Genomic DNA, 17,606 nt, shown 5'->3' on the forward strand with positions numbered 1-17,606 from the left:
CGCTGCGGGTGCGGAGGTGTTGTCCTGCCCCTGGGGCGGTGCGGGCTGTTCACCGGGCGTAGGAGGCTGGGTCGGCTCGCCGGGGTGGCGGGTGCTCAGGGTGCAGGGTGCGGTCGGTGTTGATCCGGACCTCCGACGAGGTCGCGCAGGCGTCGTTGTGTCTGAGCCAGATCTGTCGGTTGTCCTGATTCGTCACGGTGGTGGCGGGAGAGGGAAGGGGGTTTTCTTCCAGAGGCTGCGCTGCGGCAACGTTGGGAAGAAGGCCGAGACTGACGGCAGAAGCTCCAACAATCATGGGCGTTATCCAACCACGTGAATGTTTTTTGCGATTCTGTTTCACAAGTGTCATACTCTGAACCTTTCTGTGATCTGCGCAAATGTCGCTTAACCACACGGTAAGTAAAATGACAGAAATAACAGCATCACCATCCACATGGTGGGCAAGGTTACACCTCGGGCAGGAACAAGCAGGGCGGGAACACCTTGGGCAGCAAAAGACGCACTTCTCCCATCACCGGGGCAGCGAGGCACCCGCCACCCATCCCCCATTGCTGTGATGCTCGCACACGGCGATCATCGCTCCATCAGGCAAGCGCAGGATCCGTCGCGTAGAGATCTTCCAGGGTTTCTGGCCGCAGCGCCCACTGCGCACGGCCCCCTTCGACAGCCAGCACACCCGGTCGGGTCAGCAGATTGTAATTTGACGCCATTGATCGTCCATAGGCACCCGTTGCGGGCACTACCAGCAGGTCGCCGGCACGCAGATCCGCAGGCAAGTCAACCTCGTGGACGACAATATCGCCACTTTCGCAGTGCTTACCCACCACGCGACAACGCATCACAGGACCATCACAGCGGCGGTTAGCCCGGGGCGCCGTGTAGTGCGCGCCATAGAGGGCAGGGCGAATATTATCCGACATGCCGCCGTCGATACTCACGTATCGGCGCTGGCGGCCGTCCTCGTCAATCGTGACGTCCTTAATGGCCCCCACACGGTAGAGGGTGACCATGGTCGGCCCGACAACGGAGCGGCCTGGCTCGACAGAAACATGCGGGACGGGCACGCCAGCAGCCGCCGATTCCTCGCGGACGATGCTGGCCAGTGCGCGAGCAACCACGACCGGCGAGGTCGGCTCGGGATCTCGCCCGGTATAGGCGATGCCCACTCCCCCACCCAGATCAATCTCGGGCACGCACACGCCCGTGCGCTCAGCCAGTTCGGCACGCAGGGCCATGACAATGCGGGCTGCAGCTTCAAAAGCCTCCGTGCCGATAATCTGCGACCCAATATGGTTGTGGAAACCGCGCAACTCCAAATGCTCACTGGCCAGCACCGCCTCAGCCACGGCAATGGCCTCGCCACCTGCGACGGACACGCCAAACTTCTGATCCTCATGTGAGGTGGCAATGTAGTCGTTCCCGCCAGCATGGATGCCGGTCTTGACGCGCACCATGACGGGGACAACAACGCCCAGGCGGGCGGCGATGGCCTCAACCTGGCCTACTTCCCACGGGGAATCCAGGAAGATCCGGGCAATGCCGGCGCGCTCACCTGCGGCGTTCTCGGCGCGCAGCGCCACCTCAAGCTCGGCCTCGGTCTTGTTATTGCCATGCAGACCAACCATGCGTGGATCAGCGCCAGCCCTCAGGGCCAGGGTCAGTTCACCTAAGGACGCAGTATCGACGCCCATGCCACATTCAGTGACGGTTCGGACCACGTCCGCGCAGAGGAAGGCTTTGCCCGCGTAGAAGGCGTCACCTCCGGCCATGCCGTAGCCATCCCAGAATTCTTCGGCCATGGCGGTGGCCCACACATTGGCCCGTCCGCGAAGGTCCGCGCGGTCCATGACAAACAGCGGCGTGCCATAGGTGTCGGCAAGTTCAGGAAGGGCGCACCCTCCCAACTCCAACGCACCATCCTCGTCGCGCGTTGCCGTCCATGGCCACAGGTCGGGCCGCTGGTCGGGCTCGGGGCACACGAGGGCGCCCACGGGCAGGGCGTCGGCGCTGGATGCTGCGTCAGAGGCGGAGGGCGCGCTCACCTGTCACATCCTTTCGGGAGCGGACACACCCAGCAGGTCAAGGCCTGTCCGCAAAACCTGAGTGGTGGCGTCATTGAGCCACAGGCGAGCCACATGCGCCTCGTTGACAGCCTCGTCGGCGCGCGGGGTTACGCGGCACTGGCCATACCATGCGTGGTAGGCGCCGGCGAGAGATTCGAGGTAGCGGGCCACGCGGTGGGGCTCACGCAGCCCGGCAGCCTGGGCGACCTGCGCGGGGAACTGAGCGAGCTTGCCCAGCAGGTCGGCGTCGGCTGGTGCATCCAGGGCGGCAGGGTTGAAGCCGGCCTCGCGGTGGACACCGTGTTCGCCAGCGTTGCGGGCAACATTGCAGGTGCGCGCGTGAGCGTATTGCACGTAGTAGACGGGGTTGTCATTCGTGCGTGAGCTCAGCAGGTCCAGGTCAATGTCAAGGTTGGAGTCCATGGATACGCGTACCAGGGCGTAACGCGCAGCGTCCACACCTACAGCATCCACGAGGTCATCGAGGGTGACGATGGTGCCAGCACGCTTGGACATGCGCACAGGCTCGCCGTCCTTGACGAGGTTGACCATCTGCCCGATGAGGATCTGCATATTGACCTGGGGGGTGTCACCGAAGGCTTCACACATGGCCATCATGCGGCCAATGTAGCCGTGGTGGTCGGCGCCCAGCAGGTAGATGGCGCTGTCGGCGCCGCGCTGGCGCTTGTCCAGGTAGTAGGCGACGTCGCCAGCGAAGTAGGCGGCCTGACCGTCGGACTTGATGAGGACGCGGTCCTTGTCGTCACCGTAGGTGGTGGTGCGCAGCCAGATGGCGCCGTCCTCGTCAAAGACCTCACCACGTTCGCGCAGGGTCGCGATAGCGCGCTCAACGGCGCCCGACTCGTGCAGGGAGTCCTCGTGGAAGAAGACGTCGAATTCGGAGCGGAAGGAGCTCAGGCGTTCCTTGATCTCCCCGAACATGAGCTCCACGCCGCGAGCGCGGAAGGCTTCAATGGCCTCGTCTTCGGGCAAGGTGATGGGGTCAGGTTCTCCGGCCGCTGCAGCGTCAGTGCGCACGCGGTCGGCGATGTCGGCGATGTACTGGCCGCCGTAGCCGTCTTCGGGGGCTTCCTGGCCCAGAGCGCGGGCGTAGAGGGAGCGGGCGAAGCGGTCAATCTGGGAACCGTGATCGTTGAAGTAGTACTCGCGGGTGACCTCGGCGCCGCAGGCACGCATGAGGCGTGCCAGGGAGTCGCCGACCGCTGCCCAGCGTGCGCCGCCCAGGTGGACGGGGCCGGTGGGGTTGGCCGACACGTATTCGAGGTTGATGTGGGTGCCCGCCATGGAGGGGTTGGTGCCGTAGGTGGCGCCACTGTCGACGATGGTGCGGGCGAGTTCGCCTGCGGAGGCGGCGGCCAGGCGGATGTTGATGAAGCCCGGGCCAGCGATCTCAACGGCGTCGATCCCCTCGTGCGCGCCAAGCAGGTCAGCAAGAACGGTAGCGAAGTCACGCGGTTTCATGCCGACCTTCTTGGCCAGTTGCATGGCGATGTTGGTGGCCCAGTCGCCGTGGTCGCGGTTGCGGGGGCGCTCGACCTTGACGGGGTCGGGGATGTCGGCGGGGTCAAGGGCAAGAGTGCCGGCGTTGACCGCGCTTTCGAGGGCGGAGCGGATGAGTACAGCAAGTTCTTCAGGAGTCACACCCAAAGGTTAGTCTCCTCAGGTGGTGAGTTTCCATTCCTTGACGTAAAAACAGCCCCGTGTCATCGAAATCATAGGGGGTTGCATGAGATTTCGAGAGCACGGGGCTGCTTGACCGCTGAAGGGAGGGGGGTCAGCGGTCGGCCTCGTAGTCAGAGAGCAGGTCGATGCGACGCTGGTGGCGCTCATCGCCAGAGAAGGGGGTTTCAAGGAAGGCATCGACGAGGGCGGCGCACTCTTCAGGGCTGTGCTGGCGGGCACCCACGGAGATGACATTGGCGTCATTGTGCTCGCGAGCCAGGCGGGCGGTGGCGTCATTCCATGCCAGTGCTGCGCGCACGCCCTTGACCTTGTTGGCGGCGATCTGTTCGCCATTGCCTGAACCGCCAATGACGACGCCCAACGAACCGGGATCAGCGACGACTGCCTCGCCACATTCGATGCACATGGGGGGGTAGTCATCAAGGGCGTCGTATTCGTGGGCACCGTGGTCAATGACTTCGTGGCCTGCGGCGTTGAGGTGTTCAACCAGGTAGGTCTTGAGTTCGAAGCCTGCGTGGTCGGTGGCGATATGGACGCGCATAGGGACCCTCCTTCGGGTCGAGGTGTTGTCAGTAACGGTGATAAGTATGCCAAAGGTGAGAGTGCGAAGCCCCTGGACTATAGCCCCGCGTGTGGTGCACCTTTGCTCGGGAATATCCGACATCCGTGCGCTCAGAGTCGCCACAAGTAGCCAGGCTAAGGCAATATGCGCATCGACGTGTCCGATACTGCAGTGCGGCGTAATACCTTGCGCGGCTAAATCCTGCTAAAGTGTTGCTCCGTTGGCCCCGATAGCTCAGTGGATAGAGCGTTCGCCTCCGGAGCGAAAGGTCGCAGGTTCGAATCCTGTTCGGGGCACTATCTGTTCGGGGGCACTGGCGCCTTTCTCCTTGCTTTCCCTCTCCTGCATTTTTCTTCCTCTACCACTCTTGTGCTTCGTATAGACGGAGCTCACCGCCAGTTTTAGGATGAGTGTGGGCCTGCGGTCAACGCGGATCGCTGTTCGCCTTTTCCGTATGAGATGCCGCTGCCAGCAAGGAGGCTGTCGTGGGATTGTTCATCAGTGAGCTCATTGGAGCCCTTGTTCAATTACTTCTTCTGTCAGTCGTTCCCCTCATTTGGTGGCTTGTCACAGCACGCACACGGGCGGGCTTTTTCTCCTGGATTGGCCTGCGCGCCCCGGAGCGCTTTGGCGGTGCGCTTGTGGGGTGGAGTGTTCTGATTCTTGTCGCCACTTTTGTTCTGGGAGTGGGTATTCAGTGGCTGCTGGCGGGCACTCCGGTGGCTGCGTCTAAATTTGCAGGCCTGGGTGTTGGCGCACTTCCGGCGATCCTCGTCTTTGCCTTTGTGGGCACCGCTTTAGGGGAGGAGATTTTCTTCCGCGGGTTCCTGCTCAAACGTTTCAACTCGGCAATGAGTTTCCAGGCGGCCAATACTGCTCAGGGAGCGCTTTTTGGTGTACTCCACGGCATCATGTTCTTTTCCCTCCTTCCTTTCGTGTCCACCCTGCTGGTCATTGTCTTTACGGGTGTGATTGGATGGAGTCTGGGGATGGTCAATGAGCGCCTGGCGGGTGGTTCCATTGTGCCGAGCTGGCTGATTCACGCTGGGGCGAATCTTCTTGCTGGGCTGTCGATGGCGTTTGGGCTATTCGCACTGGCGCCGGGGGCTTAGTCTGTCCCTATGACGCTGACTTCCCCTTTGCCTTCCTTTCGCACGATTTACGAGGCTCTCGCCGTTTCCTCTCCGCAGGCGAAGTGGTGGCCGGCCGAGAGTGAGTTTGAGATTGTCATTGGCGCAGTGCTCACGCAAAACGTCGCCTGGCGCAATGTTGAGTACGCCATCACTGCCCTGCGCGAGGGCGGGCATCTTCACCCCGAGGGCATCCTCGCTCTTGAGCACGCGCATCTAGCGGAGCTTATTCGTCCGGCGGGCTACATGAATGTCAAGGCCCGATATCTGCACAATGTCACCTCCTGGTTTCAGGCCAACCACGCGTTAGCCTCGTCATTAGGGGACGAGGCCCTGCGTGCCAGCCTCTTAGCGGTCAAGGGTGTGGGGCCAGAAACGGCTGATGACATTCTTCTCTACGTCTATAGGCGCCCCGCGTTCATCTGGGACCTGTACGCCCGCCGTCTGCTCACCCACCTGGGGTTTGAGGTGCCCTCCACCTACGAGGCAGCCCGACGCGCACTGAGCGAGCATGTTGAGGCGGCAGCTTTTAGCGTCGAAGAACTCGCAGTCTTCCACGGCCTGATTGTTGATGCCGGAAAGCTGGCTCAAGCGGAGGGTTCTTATAATGCTGTACTTGAGAGCCTCAAGGGGAGGAGCTAGATGTCCGTCGAGACAGGCGCGTCAACCAGGCAAGCGCACACCTCGTGGAAAGAACGGACACGCCTGGCGCGATGGCTGATCGTGACGGCGATGCTTGCCTCGCCCCTCCTGATGTTTATGCTCAGAGGCATAATCCCTGGCCTTGGGCTCCTGACAGCCAAGCTTGGCCCTTGGTGGGATTCTCTCAGCTTCGAGCTACAGCCTCTCATACTGGGGATATTCGTCGTCGACGGGTTTAGCCTCATACTTGTTTGGCTAGGATCCCTCGCAGTATCAATCTGCGTGAGCACCTATCTCATCATGGACTCGGGCACAGCTACTCCCCCGCTGAGTACACCAGACTCCTCCGCTTCTGCTGCCCACGCCCTACGCAACGCCGCGCACTCATGGTGGTCGATCCTGTGGCGGGCGGGCGTCTTCCTGGCAGGCGGAGCGCTCATCTTTTTTCTTGCTGTCATGAGCCTGTTTGTGTTTGCTTTCTCGTCCTCTTACTCGCGCTTAACGCCGGTATCCGAACAGGGCTGCGAATTATGGACGAGTGCTGATCCTTACTTCGATGACTGGTACACCGGCGACATCTACGTCCGACAACCGTGGAGCCTCAGCCTTCACCACGTCGATGATTGGATCATCAGTGACACGAGTGAAGGTCTCGAGCAGGAAATGCACCTTGCGTGGAAGGGAGAAACAGCCACGCTGTATGTCGGGCTGAGCGAATACCGCAGCCCCTCGAATGGGCCGACGACCTTCAAACGGATGACCGTGGACTGCCACACCCTTGAGTATCGCAGCGAGTTTTTAAACGAGGAGCGGGCCCGCGGCTAGGAGCGCTACTTCGAGCACACTGGGGTGGACGAGCAAAGAGAGGACTTGCGCACATGAAAGGGTGTGGCCTGCCCTTGCAGCCAGGCCACACCCTTTCTAGCGTCTTACTTTCCTCGTGAACGAGGGAAGGCCTCACATGAGCGAGCGGTAGATCGCCTCAATGTCGTCGCGGGTCACAGGGCGGGGGTTGCCCGGCGTACACACGTCAGCAAAAGCGTCATCTGTCAGGCCAGCGATGCCGTCTTCTGTCACGCCAATTTCAGAGATGGTCGTGGGGTTACCCAGGTCGACGGTCAGCTGAGCGACGGCATCAACGGCGGCTTGGCGCGCTTCCTCCAGGGGCATGGTGTGGGCGCCCTCAACACCGAAAGCGGCGGCAATGTCGCGGTATTTCTCGCCGGTGTATTCAGCGTTGAAGGCCATGACCTTGGCCAGCAAAATGCCGTTAGCCAGGCCGTGTGGGGCGTCGTAGCGGCCACCCAGGGGGTGAGCCATGCCGTGCACGAGGCCAAGCCCCACATTGGAGTAGGCCATGCCGTTGATGTAGGCGGCGAGCCCCATCTGTTCGACGGCGTCGAGGTCACCCTCAGCTGCGGCGCGTAGGTTCTTGGCGATCATCTGGATCGACTTCAAGCACAGGGCATCCGACAGAGCCCAGGCACCGGGCGTGATGTAGCCCTCGATGGCGTGAGTGAGGGCGTCGAGGCCGGTTGCGACCTTGAGGCTGCGCGGCATGCCATCCATGAGGTCTGGGTCGACGACGGCGACGACGGGAATGTCATGGGGGTCGACGCAGACAAACTTGCGGTGGTTGGCGGTGTCGGTGATGACGTAGTTGATGGTGGTTTCCGAGGCTGTTCCCGCGGTGGTGGGCACGCCAATAATGGGCACACCAGGCTTGGTTGTGGGCGAGAGGCCCTCAAGGGAGAGAACGTCTTCAAACTCAGGGTTGGTGGCAATGACGGAGATGGCCTTGCAGGTGTCTTGCGGGCTGCCGCCGCCCAGGCCGATGAGGATCTCAGCTCCGGAGTCACGGAAGGCGGCAAGGCCCGCCTGGACCTTTTCGACGGGCGGGTTGGGCACGACGTCAGAGAAGACATCCCAGGCGATGTCGGCCTCGTCAAGCAGGTCGGTAATGCGGGTGACAGTGCCATTGCCGACCAGTGCGGGGTCGGTCACGATGAAGGCCTTGCGCAGGCCGCGCTTGCTGATTTCTTGGGGGATGTTGGCGATGGCGCCGCGTCCGAAGTAGCCGGTCTGGTTGAAAATCATCCGATACGTCATTGTTCGAATACCTCAGTTCTGTGGGAGGGGGATGGGCACGATGTGTGCGCTGACAGTGCCAGCCTATGGCGGTTCTTTTCCCTCCCCAAGGCCCAAGAGTCCCAATTTCTTAGGTAAACCTAAGCCGCTTTTGCACATTTTCCCAGCTCGAGGAAAGACTCCGGACAATATCAAACAGGACATATACAATACGCACCCGCCACAGGGTGTCGCCTAGATCCACCCCCGCGAGCGCGCCACCTCCACCGCCACATGGCGATTAGGAGCGCCCAGCTTATGAGCAGCACTGGAAAGGTAGTTGCGTACCGTCCCCACGCTCAGGTGCGCCCGTTCGGCAATCTCTTCCACAGGCGCGCCTCCGGCAGCAAGTTCGAGGACGTCAGCCTCGCGTGGGGTCAGGGGTGAATCCCCCGCGGCGATTGCTTCGGCTGAGATCTCAGGGTCGACATAGCGGCCGCCTTCGTGAACCTTGCGGATCACGTCGGTCAGCACTTTTGCCGAGGTGGTCTTGGGGACAAAGCCGCGCGCTCCGGCTTCCAGGGCGCGTTTGAGGTGGCCGGGGCGGGCGTGAGAGGTGAGGATAATACTGCGCGTCGCGGGGCTGGATGCACGAACACTCTCAATCACTTCAATGCCGTCAGCCCCTGGCATTTGCAGGTCAAGGAGTGCCACATCAGGCTGGTGGTGGTTGATGTGGGCGATCGCTTCGGTGCCAGAAGCGGCCACAGTGACCACCTCAATATCAGTTTGAAGCGCCAGTATTGATTCGAGGGCTTCCCGAAGAAGGGTCTCATCGTCAGCAATAATGACTCGAATCATGACTGTGTCCTTCTTTCCTGCGTCCCACTGCGCATCCCACCGTGCGTCCCACTGCGCGTCCCAGAAGGCATGTCCTGCGCGCCCTCCATATGTGCCACCACAGTGAAGGTATCATCCTTGCGTTCCCAGGTGAGGGCTCCCCCCATCACGGAAAGTCGCGCGGCCAGGCTTTCCAGTCCTGATCCGGGCGTTTCTTCGTGTTGGCTTGTCATCGGGCGCGCTCTATTGTTCGTCACTGTGAGGGTCACGCCGGATTCCTCGTAGGACAGGCGGAAGGTGGCGCGCGTCGCCTCAGAATGGCGAACAATATTTGTTGCCGTCTCTCGCACCACAAGCGCCAAGCCTTCAGCGACTTGGGGAGGCAAGGCTTCATCCTCGCCAATGATGCGTACCTGCACGCCTGCTGCTGTCAGAAGCGAGTGGGCGCCGCTCAGCTCGGTGGAGAGTTCAGGGCGTCGATACTCGGCCAATACCGAACGCACTTCACGCAGGGCATCGTCAGCCAGGGCGCGTACACGCCGGGATTCTTCAGCTGCACGCTCAGCGCCCTCGGCTTCTGCCAGGACTGCCGCTAACTCAGACTTTACGGCTACCGCCGTTAAGGTTCGCCCAAAGACGTCGTGCAGATCGCGGGCAATACGCAGGCGTTCCTCCGCCGCAGCAAGATCTGCTTTCACCGCGTCAACTTTGGCGTGAGTGTCCACCGCTCGGGTGACGGAGAGTGTCCACTGACAGCTCCACACGCTCAGCGCCACGGTAAAAGTCGTTGCGATAACGGTTGAGACCATCCGCGCACCCCAGTACTGGGGTTCTGTACCAACAAGCTCGTAGGTGGTTATGCCCTGATGGATGACGACAATGCCCACCACTGCTCCACCAATGACATAGTTCGTGCGCGCAGAGATGAGCAACGCTAACGCCCACATCAAGAGCAAGAGGGGGAGGAGCACAGGAAGGGTAGAAAGAAAAACGTTCTCGCGGTCGGAAACGATCTGCTTGACGAGGCCGCCTGCCAGGGCCGAGGCCCCACCGAGTGTGACAATCGTGGGGAGCACCCAGCGTGGTAGCGGCGTACCGTCAAGCGCGTAACTGAGCAGGCGCCGCCCGTACATGATGGCGAGGAGGGCCTCAACACTGATGAGGATCATGTGGGCCCGCCCCCACCACGAGATTGATATATCGGCGTCAACAATGACCAGAACTATCGCAGAGAAGAGGGGCGATGCCGCAAAGAGAAGGAAGAAGGACCACAGCACATAGGAACGCATGCGTCCACTGCCAGCGGGAACTGCGCGTTGCAAGGTCATAATCGTATTCTTCCAGATCCTCAAGCCAATCCTGGGTGAGGACACGTTCAGGCACGGCGGCTAAAACGCGTGTACCGGGCGAGGTAGATTCCTACGGCTGACCAGGCAATGACCGTCACGGTGGGCACCATCATGGCCAAGAAGGATTCACCCACACTCAATGCAGCGCCCCCGTCAATAACAGGAGCAACCCCCATTGAGATCCCCACCAGCGCGTTCACCGCGTACAGGGGCGAGTAGGAGCAGATGGTTTGCAAAGTCTCGGGCATGAACTGGACGGGGAAGAACAAACCAGAAAAGAACAATGCTGCCAGCATCAGAGGCATTGAGGAGTACTGCGCGGCCTCAACGCTTGAACTCCACGCTGAGGTCCACGCTCCCAATCCAGCGAAAATCACGACAGCACCCACGATGGCGACAAGCAGGGCCACCGGGTTGACCAGTGGCATTACTTTACCCAGAACAGCAACGGCAATCATGCCGGTCAGCACCTGCACAACCAGGGCCGCAGCCGAAGGGACAACAGCGGCAACAAGCGCCTCCCACACGCTGGCCTGACCGGTATTCATCCGTTGGAAGATACCTGCCTCGCGTCGGGCAACCACGATCGTGGTGAAGTTGTAGTAGATGACGAACATCGCACCAAAACCCACCAGCATCTGCATGACGAGAACGGCGAAGCTCTCAGCGCCGAGAGTATCAAGGAGGAGCGGAGCCAGGGCGAGGGCCATCAGTGGTGAGAGCAGGAGGGCGTTGAGCAGCACCGTGCGGTTACGGAAAAAGAGTTTGCTTTCTGCTGCGACCAGCGCGCTCATGCGCTGAAGAATACCGGCGGTGCGAGGCGTGGACGAGGACGACGCGGGGGTGGAGCTTGGGCCGTGAAGGGTCAGGGAGCTCATGGTGGATTCCTTTCCAAGGAGGGAAAACGACAAGGGTCAAAGGCATAGGGAGTGCAACGACACTTTGAAGAGTGCCGCCTAACGGGATGCAGTGGCCAGGAAGGCAGGATCTTCCAAAGAAGAGACACCAGCCTCAGTTCCTGTGCTCTGAGCGGTCAGCGCTAAGAAGGCCTGCTCAAGAGCCGCGCTGCGCGCATCGAGAGCTTCCAAACGCACACCGTGACTATCTGCGAGTGCCAGCAAGGCCCCCAGGGTTGTTTGCAGGTCCGAGCTGTGCAGAACGAAGCGCTGGCGCTCGCGGACCACTGCGCCGCTGAGCGCAGGGAGGGTGGCAAGAGCGGCCTCGTCAATCCTCAGAGCACCTGCCTGGGCTTCTGGGACAACGAAACTAATCGTTGAAGGCTGAGAGGCGACGATCTGTGCGACGCTGCCTTCAGTGAGGATACGTCCCGTGGCCATCACCATAACGCGGTCCGCCAGGGCTTCAGCTTCTTCAAGGTAGTGAGTGGTGAGGAAGACAGTGGTGCCCTCGTTGAGCATGGAGCTAATGAACTCCCAGGTGGCGCGTCGGGATGCGGGATCAAGGCCGGTGGTGGGCTCGTCAAGGAAGAGGAGTTCAGGCCGTCCCAGGGTGGCCATAGCCAGGTCAAGGCGGCGACGTTCCCCGCCCGAGAGAGCCTTGACGCGAACCGTTGCGCGGTGGCTGAGGTTGACAAGGTCCATTGCATCGGCAACGCTGCGTCCCTGAGCCATGGTGCCACGCCACATGGTGAGGGTTTCCGCGACGCTCAGGTCGTCAGCGAAACCGGCCTCTTGAAGCATAATGCCGGTGCGAGGGCGTACCGCAGCCCGTTCTTTTTGGGGGTCGTGCCCAAAGAGACGTACCTCGCCAGACGTTGCCGGAGCGGTGCCTTGGAGGATTTCCGTCAGCGAGGTTTTGCCAGCGCCGTTGGTTCCCAGGAGGGCGACGAGTTCACCTCGTTCAACCTGGAAAGACACGCCGTCAACGGCAGTGAAACGCGAGGCACCCTTACCGTAGGTGCGAACAATATCCTGGGCTTCGATGACGCTCATGAGAGGCTCCTTCGGGGCGGTGAACAACTGATGTTTCTAGTGTTCCCCCGACAATGGAGCTCCCCTACTGAGCGATATCACCACTTCATGTGGGTTCTTCAGAAGCAACCCATGACATTTGTCAGTAGTTATTTAGCCTGCTCTACTGACGCTAACTTTTCTCCGCTGCCCTGAATGGGTGCTCTGTCAAAACTTGAGTTGGCCGACTGTTCGTGCTTCTCATGGTGGCGGGCCCGTAGTTTCTCCATGACAATCACGATCCAGGTGGAGATCAGCAGCGGCTGGATGACCAGGTTAACGTTGGCGGGATTCAAAATGATGTCAAAGGTTTCTTCAGCAGTGAGTTCCCCATCGATCAGGACAACAATGCTGCGCATACCGTCGAAGAAGAACTGGTAGACAGCCAAGTAAATCGTCATCCATTGGATGAAATACTCTGAGATTTCGTAGTCGTCGCCGCTGAGTCGCAGCAGAGGAAGAACCTGCATGACCATCTGGCGCCAGCAATAATGCACGATTGCTGTCAGCAGAATCATGATGAGGAGCCCCAGAAGGAAGGAGCCGCCTTCAAACTTGCCAAAAGTCTGCCCAAAAGGCGAGGTCTCGATATCGACGAAAATGGAGGGATCTCGAATGAGTTCAATAATGGTCGCAAGCGACATCATTCCCATTGCCACGACGGGCAGGACAATAGCTGTGGTCGCAAGCATGATGAGGAAGTGCAGCATGACTGCGACGAAGGAATATTCAGCGTCGCTGCGGCCTCTATAGACAATCCGCCCGATGACGTACAGAAGAATGAGGACGATAACGGCCTGGATCAGCACTGCCATAATCTTCTTCTACTTCCCAAGATCGTCACGCACTCATTGCAGGCGAGACAGAGACTCAGCGCGCGTTAGGGGCGGGAAGCTCACGCCATTGGCCACGAGCAATCAGCAATTCACGCATCATCGAGGGCCGGTCGGTGACGATACCGTCAACGCCCATCTCAATGAGTTCAACCATTTCTGCTGGTTCATTAATGGTCCACACGTGAACTGCCAAGCCCAGAGTATGGGCGGTGGCGATGAAACGCGGGTCAACAACGCGGATGGGCCCCTGATAGTGGGGCACCTGCACGGCGCGCACGCCCTGACGAGGCCCAGGCACGTGCCAGGAACCGGCGTTGGTGGCGGTTTGGGCAGCGCCGAGCAGTCGGGCTACGGCACTGACGCCCAGGGATGTCGAGACTTTCCCAGGAGCCATGGCACGGATGCGCTGCAGGCGGCGTTCAGAGAAGGAGGCGAGCATGACCCGGTCGAAGGCCTTGCAGCGCTCCAAAGTAGCCAGGAGGGGTTCGACAACGCCATCGCTCTTGGCGTCAATGTTGAACCACAGGTCAGGGTAGGCTTCGAATACCTCTTCGAGCAGGGGCATGCGTTCGCCAGCACCATTGCGCATGGTCACCAGTTCCGCCCAGGTGAGGTCTTCAACACGACCTTCACCGTCATAGGTGCGGTCAATGACGTCGTCATGGTGAACAACTACTCGACCATCGGCAGTGACATGCACGTCGGTTTCAATATGACGTACACCGATGCTGCGCATCCGGTCGAAAGCGAGCATGGAGTTTTCAGCGACTTCAGCAGCTCCCCCACGGTGAGCGAAGACGAGCGGGCATCCACCGGCGACGACGGGGATCATTGACACTCCTGTCCAAGGAAGGTCGCCCCGGCTTCCTCCATGAAAGGCACGGGGTCAATCGGCTTATCTGCGGCATCACGGATCTCGAAATGCAGGTGGGCGCCGGTGGACCAGCCGTTATTGCCGACGGCGCCGATGAGCTGCCCTGCGTCAACCTCTTGCCCCTGCGTGACGACAATGTCGTTCATGTACTGGTGCAGGTAGGCCGAGAAGTAGGGGGTGCCATCTTGGCCTTCGTGACGGATGACGACATAGGCGCCTGATCGGGAATTCTCTGCCACTTCGGTGACGACGCCAGCGGCAGCGGAGTACATGGGGGTGCCCAGGGATGCGGCCATATCAACGCCCTCGTGCATGAGCATCTGGCCTGACACTGGAGAGATACGCATGGAGAAACCGGAGGTGATCTCGTAGGTTCCGGGCTTGAGTGGCCAGTACACGCGTTCTTGTTTGACGACGACTCGGTCACCATTGGCCGCTGTTTCTGCGGGGACGCAGGCGGTGGCCAGCAAAGGGGTGCGCACGCGGGTACGCGAGGCCGCTGCGACGGCACCTTCCAGGGAGGCGTACTCGATGGAGGAATTGACAGTGCCCACCCAGGTGTGACCACCTGTACCGGAGGACAGGATCTTGACAGGCAGTTGGACGGAGGAGTCTGGCCCGATGAAGCCCGCGACGGGCACGACCACAGTGGTCAGGGTAAGGAGGGCCAAAGCAGAGGCTTTGATGACCTGACGCATGGAGCGAGGCAGAGCGGCGTGCTCTTGACTGCTATGCGATCGGCTCTGGGTGGGAAGAGTTTCACTCTCCGGCGCCAGGAGCGACGAATAGGGGTTGTCGGCTGCGGTGACAGTGGTACGGGAACGTCCATGCAACTGCGTGCGTGAGGGGAACGGGTATTCTCCCTGCATGCCGTGGGTCACTCCGACTCCTTACCCTTCTCCTGCGAAACACCTGGACTTTGGTGCAGATCAGGCGCTCACGAAATGACTGTTCTAAACCTACCTCGTTAACGCTGCCAGTGCGAGTAGTTGAGCATCAGATCACGCATGTGCGCACCCCATTTACCTTTGTGCGTCTCCACTCCGTCCAGATCCTCCAAGCGATGCTCCCCTTTCCGTCACCCTCAGGCGCTTCACAGGTTGGTTTCGCGCTGGAGACTGTCACGCACCTCGCCGACAAGTTCTTCGAGGATGTCCTCCAGGAAGAGGACACCCACGACGGCGCCGACCTCGTCACGGACCTCCACGCAGTGCGATCCTGTGCGCTGCATGAGGCGCAGGGCGTCTTCCACCTCGTCAGAGGCGTTGATCGAGGCCATGCGGCGGATCCGCCAGGAGGTAATGGGCTCCTCGCGGGCTTCGTCTTCGGCGTAGAGCACGTCTTTGAGGTGCACGTAGCCGACGATCGCGCCGTCCTCGCCAACCACTGGGAAGCGCGAGTATCCGGTCTGGGCGACCTCGCGTTCCACGGCGGCGGGAGTGACATCGTGGGGAAGGATAATCAATTCAGCCAGGGGCACCATGGAATCCCCTGCGGTTTCTTCGGAGAATTCCAGCGTGCCGGTGAGCAGTCCCAGGTCATCGTCGAGCATGCCCTCCTGCTGGGAGAGTTCCACAATGGAGGCCACTTCCTCAACGGTGAAGGTCGAGGACACCTCGGATTGGGGTTCGATGCCGAAGCGTCGCAGGAACCAGTTGGCGACGCGGTCCATCGCTTCGATGAGGGGGCGCACGAGGTGGCCGATGGCCACCAGGGGTGGGGCGAGGACAAGGAGTGCGCGGTGGGCGGTGGAGATGGAAATATTCTTTGGCACCATTTCGCCGATGACAACGTGCAAGATCAGCACGATGGCCAGGGCGATGGCGAAGCCGAAGACGTGGGCGCTGGCGGCAGGCAGGCCCCATTCCACGAGGGGTTCTTCGATGAGGTGGGCGATGGCGGGTTCGGCAACGACGCCCAGCGACGTTGAGGCCACGGTAATGCCCAGCTGGCAGATGGCGAGCATGAGCGAGACGTGCTCGAGGGCGTACATGGCCTGGCGGGAACCTCGTACTCCCTGCTCAACGAGGGGTTCAACCTGGGAGCGACGCGAAGAAGTCGTCGCGAATTCGCCAGCGACGAAGAAGGCGTTGATCGCCAGAAGCAGCACCGTCAGGAGGAGAGCGAGAACGGGGTTCACAGGTGCACCTCCTCATCCTCGGCAGGGGCAGGTGGGACGAGGGCGAGCTGCGTGACTCGTCTGCCCTGCATCTGCGTGACAGCAATGACGGCGCCCGCAATCTTCAGGCGATCGCCCACGATGGGCACGCGACCCAAGTGGGTCATCACCAGGCCAGCGAGGGTTTCGTAAGGGCCGTCTTCAGGCAGAACAATGCCGACGCGCTGGGCGAGCTCGTCGGGGCGCAGGGTGCCCGGCACGAGGTAGGTGCCATCTGGACGCTGCCGGATGCCGAGGCGCCGCAGGTCGTGCTCGTCGGCGACCTCGCCCACGATCTCCTCGACGACATCTTCGAGGGTGACGATGCCGGAGACCCCGCCATATTCGTCGACAACGACGGCCATTTGCACGCCCTCATCGCGCAGTTGGAGCATGAGGGGCCCCAGGGGAACGGTCTCTGGAACCTTGGGGGCTTCGGTCATGAGGGAGGAGGAGATCACGGGGACTTCAGCCCGCCGCTCGTAGGGCACGGCAATAGCGCGACGCAGGCTGACAATACCAACGATGTCATCACTGTCATCGCCGATGACGGGGAAGCGCGAGTGGCCAGTTTCGCGCGCTCGATCAACAACGTCGGCGGCGCTGGCGGACTCGGGGAGGGTGTGGAGGAGGCCTCGGTCGGTCATGACGTCAACGGCAGTGAGTTCTCCGATGCGGATGGAGTTGGTAAGCAGAGCTGCGGTTGAGGTATCAAGGGTGCCTTCCTGTGCGGAGTGGCGCACGAGGGCGGCGAGTTCGGAGGAGGAGCGCGCAGCGGAGATTTCTTCTTGGGGTTCAATCCCGAAAGCGCGCAGCATGGCGTTTGCAACGCGAGTAAGAACCCTGATGAGGGGGTTGAAGATGGCGGTGAATGCCATTTGGAAGGGGACAACCAGGCCAGCTGTTTCTAAAGGTTTTGCCAAGGCGAGGTTCTTGGGGATGAGTTCACCCACGAGCATCGAAAAAGCGTTGACGACGATGGCCGAGACGGCCAAGGCGACACCTGTGGCCAGAGCCGAGGCAACGCCAGCATTACCAAGCAAGTCAGCCAGGATATTCGTCAGGGAGGTTTGGGTAGTGTAGCCCAGCAAGATGGTGGTCAGGGTAATGCCGATTTGCGCCCCTGATAGCTGGGTAGAAAGAGTGCGGGTGGCACGGAGAACCTGGGTGGCACGTTTGTCGCCTTCGACGGAGCGGCGCTCAACGACGGCTTGGTCGAGGGCGACGAGGGAGAATTCGGCGGCAACAAAGAGGAAAGTTCCTGCTGTGAGGACGACCCCCAGGAGGAGCATGAGGATGTCAACGAGCACGCAGCATCACACCTTGAAGGGCTCGTGGCGCGAAGGAGTGCGGCGCCGGGCAATACACAAAGGCCTGGTGGCTACAACTGTCACTGTCCATGATGTCTCGA

17 protein-coding genes and 1 tRNA gene are annotated in these 17,606 nt (G+C 60.9%); 4 read left to right on the forward strand and 14 right to left on the reverse strand.

What is annotated here, in order from left to right; genetic code table 11:
• Positions 1–49: 49 nt before the first annotated feature.
• The 4 genes from HWX48_RS07375 to HWX48_RS07390 all read right to left on the reverse strand — a co-directional run bounded on the left by HWX48_RS07375 (position 50) and on the right by HWX48_RS07390 (position 4,308).
• Positions 50–295: a hypothetical protein gene (locus HWX48_RS07375; protein WP_175956127.1), complete on the reverse strand. Its 246-nt coding sequence runs from the start codon at positions 293–295 to the stop codon at positions 50–52.
• A gap of 289 nt (positions 296–584) precedes the next feature.
• The gene (lysA, locus tag HWX48_RS07380) at positions 585–2,042 is read right to left on the reverse strand and encodes a diaminopimelate decarboxylase (protein WP_254873011.1); all 1,458 of its coding nucleotides are present in this window, start codon (positions 2,040–2,042) and stop codon (positions 585–587) included.
• A gap of 3 nt (positions 2,043–2,045) precedes the next feature.
• A complete protein-coding gene (gene argS / locus HWX48_RS07385) occupies positions 2,046–3,725 on the reverse strand; it encodes an arginine--tRNA ligase (RefSeq protein WP_175956129.1) in 1,680 nt (559 codons plus the stop codon).
• 133 nt (positions 3,726–3,858) lie between these two features.
• On the reverse strand, positions 3,859–4,308 hold the full coding sequence (locus tag HWX48_RS07390) for a ribose-5-phosphate isomerase (protein ID WP_175956130.1): 450 nt from the start codon (positions 4,306–4,308) through the stop codon (positions 3,859–3,861).
• Positions 4,309–4,552: 244 nt separating this feature from the next.
• On the opposite strand from HWX48_RS07390, the gene HWX48_RS07395 reads away from it, so the two are divergent.
• The 4 genes from HWX48_RS07395 to HWX48_RS07410 all read left to right on the forward strand — a co-directional run bounded on the left by HWX48_RS07395 (position 4,553) and on the right by HWX48_RS07410 (position 6,926).
• A tRNA-Arg gene (locus HWX48_RS07395) sits at positions 4,553–4,625 on the forward strand.
• A gap of 189 nt (positions 4,626–4,814) precedes the next feature.
• Positions 4,815–5,441 carry a CPBP family intramembrane glutamic endopeptidase gene (locus tag HWX48_RS07400; protein WP_175956132.1) on the forward strand — a complete coding sequence of 209 codons (627 nt, stop codon included), beginning with the start codon at positions 4,815–4,817 and terminating at the stop codon, positions 5,439–5,441.
• 9 nt (positions 5,442–5,450) lie between these two features.
• Entirely contained in the window at positions 5,451–6,101 is a 651-nt protein-coding gene (locus HWX48_RS07405; RefSeq protein WP_175956134.1) for an endonuclease III domain-containing protein, read from the forward strand.
• A 282-nt stretch (positions 6,102–6,383) separates the two neighbouring features.
• Positions 6,384–6,926: a hypothetical protein gene (locus HWX48_RS07410; protein ID WP_175956136.1), complete on the forward strand. Its 543-nt coding sequence runs from the start codon at positions 6,384–6,386 to the stop codon at positions 6,924–6,926.
• 132 nt (positions 6,927–7,058) lie between these two features.
• Here the strand turns inward: HWX48_RS07410 and fucO are convergent, their stop codons facing one another.
• The 10 genes from fucO to HWX48_RS07460 form a co-directional block, all read right to left on the reverse strand.
• Complete coding sequence (fucO, locus tag HWX48_RS07415; protein ID WP_175956138.1) at positions 7,059–8,210, reverse strand: lactaldehyde reductase; 1,152 nt, start codon at positions 8,208–8,210, stop codon at positions 7,059–7,061.
• Between the two features lie 213 nt (positions 8,211–8,423).
• The gene (locus tag HWX48_RS07420) at positions 8,424–9,029 is read right to left on the reverse strand and encodes a DNA-binding response regulator (RefSeq protein WP_175956140.1); all 606 of its coding nucleotides are present in this window, start codon (positions 9,027–9,029) and stop codon (positions 8,424–8,426) included.
• The gene (locus HWX48_RS07425) at positions 9,026–10,336 is read right to left on the reverse strand and encodes a sensor histidine kinase (RefSeq protein ID WP_175956142.1); all 1,311 of its coding nucleotides are present in this window, start codon (positions 10,334–10,336) and stop codon (positions 9,026–9,028) included. The genes HWX48_RS07420 and HWX48_RS07425 overlap by 4 nt, the downstream gene beginning before the upstream one ends.
• 47 nt (positions 10,337–10,383) lie before the next feature.
• Complete coding sequence (locus HWX48_RS07430; RefSeq protein WP_175956144.1) at positions 10,384–11,235, reverse strand: ABC transporter permease; 852 nt, start codon at positions 11,233–11,235, stop codon at positions 10,384–10,386.
• A 78-nt stretch (positions 11,236–11,313) separates the two neighbouring features.
• Positions 11,314–12,309, reverse strand: a complete 996-nt coding sequence (locus HWX48_RS07435) for an ABC transporter ATP-binding protein (protein ID WP_175956146.1) — start codon at positions 12,307–12,309, stop codon at positions 11,314–11,316.
• 128 nt (positions 12,310–12,437) lie between these two features.
• Positions 12,438–13,142 carry a hypothetical protein gene (locus HWX48_RS07440; RefSeq protein ID WP_175956148.1) on the reverse strand — a complete coding sequence of 235 codons (705 nt, stop codon included), beginning with the start codon at positions 13,140–13,142 and terminating at the stop codon, positions 12,438–12,440.
• Between the two features lie 55 nt (positions 13,143–13,197).
• Complete coding sequence (locus HWX48_RS07445) at positions 13,198–13,995, reverse strand: glycerophosphodiester phosphodiesterase (protein WP_175956150.1); 798 nt, start codon at positions 13,993–13,995, stop codon at positions 13,198–13,200.
• Positions 13,992–14,918 (reverse strand): M23 family metallopeptidase, encoded by a 927-nt coding sequence (locus HWX48_RS07450; protein ID WP_254873013.1) that lies wholly within the window; start codon positions 14,916–14,918, stop codon positions 13,992–13,994. The genes HWX48_RS07445 and HWX48_RS07450 overlap by 4 nt, the downstream gene beginning before the upstream one ends.
• A gap of 212 nt (positions 14,919–15,130) precedes the next feature.
• Positions 15,131–16,177: a hemolysin family protein gene (locus HWX48_RS07455; protein ID WP_175956152.1), complete on the reverse strand. Its 1,047-nt coding sequence runs from the start codon at positions 16,175–16,177 to the stop codon at positions 15,131–15,133.
• Complete coding sequence (locus tag HWX48_RS07460; RefSeq protein ID WP_175956294.1) at positions 16,174–17,487, reverse strand: hemolysin family protein; 1,314 nt, start codon at positions 17,485–17,487, stop codon at positions 16,174–16,176. Before HWX48_RS07460 ends, HWX48_RS07455 begins: the two co-directional genes overlap by 4 nt.
• Positions 17,488–17,606: the final 119 nt, after the last annotated feature.

This window comes from Schaalia sp. Marseille-Q2122 (genome assembly GCF_903645355.1).
Lineage (GTDB): Bacteria > Actinomycetota > Actinomycetes > Actinomycetales > Actinomycetaceae > Pauljensenia.

Excerpts from the sequence above, each read along its gene's own strand:
- HWX48_RS07375 (WP_175956127.1), bottom strand. The coding sequence starts at position 295 with ATGATTGTTGGAGCTTCTGCCGTCAGTCTCGGCCTTCTTCCCAACGTT.
- HWX48_RS07390 (WP_175956130.1), bottom strand. The coding sequence starts at position 4,308 with ATGCGCGTCCATATCGCCACCGACCACGCAGGCTTCGAACTCAAGACC.
- HWX48_RS07405 (WP_175956134.1), top strand. The coding sequence starts at position 5,451 with ATGACGCTGACTTCCCCTTTGCCTTCCTTTCGCACGATTTACGAGGCT.
- fucO (WP_175956138.1), bottom strand. The coding sequence starts at position 8,210 with ATGACGTATCGGATGATTTTCAACCAGACCGGCTACTTCGGACGCGGC.
- HWX48_RS07420 (WP_175956140.1), bottom strand. The coding sequence starts at position 9,029 with ATGATTCGAGTCATTATTGCTGACGATGAGACCCTTCTTCGGGAAGCC.
- HWX48_RS07425 (WP_175956142.1), bottom strand. The coding sequence starts at position 10,336 with ATGACCTTGCAACGCGCAGTTCCCGCTGGCAGTGGACGCATGCGTTCC.
- HWX48_RS07430 (WP_175956144.1), bottom strand. The coding sequence starts at position 11,235 with ATGAGCTCCCTGACCCTTCACGGCCCAAGCTCCACCCCCGCGTCGTCC.
- HWX48_RS07435 (WP_175956146.1), bottom strand. The coding sequence starts at position 12,309 with ATGAGCGTCATCGAAGCCCAGGATATTGTTCGCACCTACGGTAAGGGT.
- HWX48_RS07440 (WP_175956148.1), bottom strand. The coding sequence starts at position 13,142 with ATGGCAGTGCTGATCCAGGCCGTTATCGTCCTCATTCTTCTGTACGTC.
- HWX48_RS07445 (WP_175956150.1), bottom strand. The coding sequence starts at position 13,995 with ATGATCCCCGTCGTCGCCGGTGGATGCCCGCTCGTCTTCGCTCACCGT.
- HWX48_RS07460 (WP_175956294.1), bottom strand. The coding sequence starts at position 17,487 with ATGCTCCTCCTGGGGGTCGTCCTCACAGCAGGAACTTTCCTCTTTGTT.